2 rRNA genes are annotated in these 2,717 nt (G+C 55.9%); both read right to left on the bottom strand.

Annotated elements, in window-relative coordinates:
• Window positions 1–7: 7 nt before the first annotated feature.
• Window positions 8–125 (bottom strand): 5S ribosomal RNA (gene rrf, locus J3P32_RS17540).
• A 114-nt stretch (window positions 126–239) separates the two neighbouring features.
• A 23S ribosomal RNA gene (locus tag J3P32_RS17535) occupies window positions 240–2,717 on the bottom strand; the annotation flags it as partial.

The following is a 2,717-nucleotide window of genomic DNA, read 5'->3' as shown; positions in this document are numbered from 1 at the left end:
AATGTATGTCCGGCGGCGTCCTACTCTCCCACAACCTCTCGGTTGCAGTACCATCGGCGCTGAAAGGCTTAACTTCCGGGTTCGGTATGGGACCGGGTGTTTCCCGTTTCGCTATGGCCGCCGTAACTCTTTCAACCTGTTGCAAACCCCTGTTGGGTTTGTTGGTTGGGAACTGCGTAGTGGACGCGAGACATGTGCACCCGAGGTTGTTCGGGTGTGTGTGGTGTTGTGTACGTGGTTGGGACAAGCCCTCGGCCTATTAGTACCGGTCGGCTGGGCATTACTGCTGTACACCTCCGGCCTATCAACCCCATGTTCTGTGGGGGGCCTTACCCACTTGTGTGGTGGGAAACCTCATCTTGAAACGTGCTTCCCGCTTAGATGCATTCAGCGGTTATCACTTCCGAACGTAGCCAACCAGCCGTGCTCTTGGCAGAACAACTGGCACACCAGAGGTTCGTCCATCCCGGTCCTCTCGTACTAGGGACAGCCTTTCTCAAGTTTCCTGCGCGCGCGGCGGATAGGGACCGAACTGTCTCACGACGTTCTAAACCCAGCTCGCGTGCCGCTTTAATGGGCGAACAGCCCAACCCTTGGGACCTACTCCAGCCCCAGGATGCGACGAGCCGACATCGAGGTGCCAAACCATCCCGTCGATATGGACTCTTGGGGAAGATCAGCCTGTTATCCCCGGGGTACCTTTTATCCGTTGAGTGACCACGCTTCCACGTGCCGTGGCCAGATCACTAGTTCCGACTTTCGTCCCTGCTCGACATGTCTGTCTCACAGTCAAGCTCCCTTGTGCACTTACACTCGCCACCTGATTGCCAACCAGGCTGAGGGAACCTTTGAGCGCCTCCGTTACATTTTAGGAGGCAACCGCCCCAGTTAAACTACCCATCAGGCACTGTCCCTGATCCGGATAACGGACCTAGGTTAGACATCTAGTACGACCAGAGTGGTATTTCAACGTTGACTCCACCTCAACTGGCGTCGAGGTTTCACAGTCTCCCACCTATCCTACACAAGCCGTACCAAACACCAATACCAAACTATAGTAAAGGTCCCGGGGTCTTTCCGTCCTGCCGCGCGTAACGAGCATCTTTACTCGTAGTGCAATTTCGCCGAGTCCATGGTTGAGACAGTGGGAAAGTCGTTACTCCATTCGTGCAGGTCGGAACTTACCCGACAAGGAATTTCGCTACCTTAGGATGGTTATAGTTACCACCGCCGTTTACTGGGGCTTAAATTCTCAGCTTCGACACAAGTGTCTAACCGGTCCTCTTAACCTTCCAGCACCGGGCAGGAGTCAGTCCGTATACATCGTCTTACAACTTCGCACGGACCTGTGTTTTTAGTAAACAGTCGCTTTCCCCTGGTCTCTGCGGCCATCACCGCTTCCCCCAGCAAGTGGGTTCACGGATCCGGCCCCCCTTCTCCCGAAGTTACGGGGGCATTTTGCCGAGTTCCTTAACCATGGTTGTCTCGATCGCCTTAGTATTCTCTACTTGATCACCTGAGTCGGTTTGGGGTACGGGCGGCTCGTTGCTCGCTAGAGGTTTTTCTCGACAGCATAGGATCACCCACTTCGCCATATTGGCTCCGCGTCACGTCTCAGACACGTGTCTGGCGGATTTGCCTACCAGACGTCCTACACGCTTGCCCACAGACAACCATCGCTGTGGCTGGGCTACCTTCCTGCGTCACCCCATCGCTTGACTACTACCAGCTCGGGTCCCACGCTCCACACCACGGCCTCGCCCCGAAGGGTCCGGTCCATGATGCTTCGGGTGGTTAGCATCACCGGGTTCGTCATGGGCGCAACTTCGCCGGTACGGGAATATCAACCCGTTGTCCATCGACTACGCCTGTCGGCCTCGCCTTAGGTCCCGACTTACCCAGGGCAGATTAGCTTGACCCTGGAACCCTTGATCATTCGGCGCACGGGTTTCTCACCCGTGATTCGCTACTCATGCCTGCATTCTCACTCGTGTGGCCTCCACGCCTGGATCACTCCGGCGCTTCACTGCCCACACGACGCTCCCCTACCCATCCAACGCACTGAACACGGATCGAGTCCGTGCTGATGTATTCGTTGAATGCCATAGCTTCGGCGGATGACTTGAGCCCCGCTACATTGTCGGCGCGGAATCACTTGACCAGTGAGCTATTACGCACTCTTTCAAGGGTGGCTGCTTCCAAGCCAACCTCCTGGTTGTCAATGCGACTCCACATCCTTTTCCACTTAGTCACCGCTTAGGGGCCTTAGCTGATGGTCTGGGCTGTTTCCCTCTCGACTACGGAGCTTATCCCCCGCAGTCTCACTGCTGCGCTCTCACTTACCGGCATTCGGAGTTTGGCTAACGTCAGTAACCTTGTAGGGCCCATCGGCTATCCAGTGCTCTACCTCCGGCAAGAAACACGCAACGCTGCACCTAAATGCATTTCGGGGAGAACCAGCTATCACGAAGTTTGATTGGCCTTTCACCCCTATCCACAGGTCATCCCCTCAGTTTTCAACCTAAGTGGGTTCGGTCCTCCACGTCGTCTTACCGACGCTTCAACCTGCCCATGGATAGATCACTTCGCTTCGGGTCTTGAGCGCGCTACTGAATCGCCCTGTTCGGACTCGCTTTCGCTACGGCTTCCCCACACGGGTTAACCTCGCAACACACCGCAAACTCGCAGGCTCATTCTTCAAAAGGCACGCCGTCACC

Origin of the sequence: Nocardioides xinjiangensis (assembly GCF_017916385.1) — a bacterium.
GTDB lineage: Bacteria > Actinomycetota > Actinomycetes > Propionibacteriales > Nocardioidaceae > Nocardioides > Nocardioides xinjiangensis.
The sequence above is the reverse complement of the archived record's forward strand: the minus strand, read 5'-3'. Positions and strand labels throughout refer to the sequence as shown.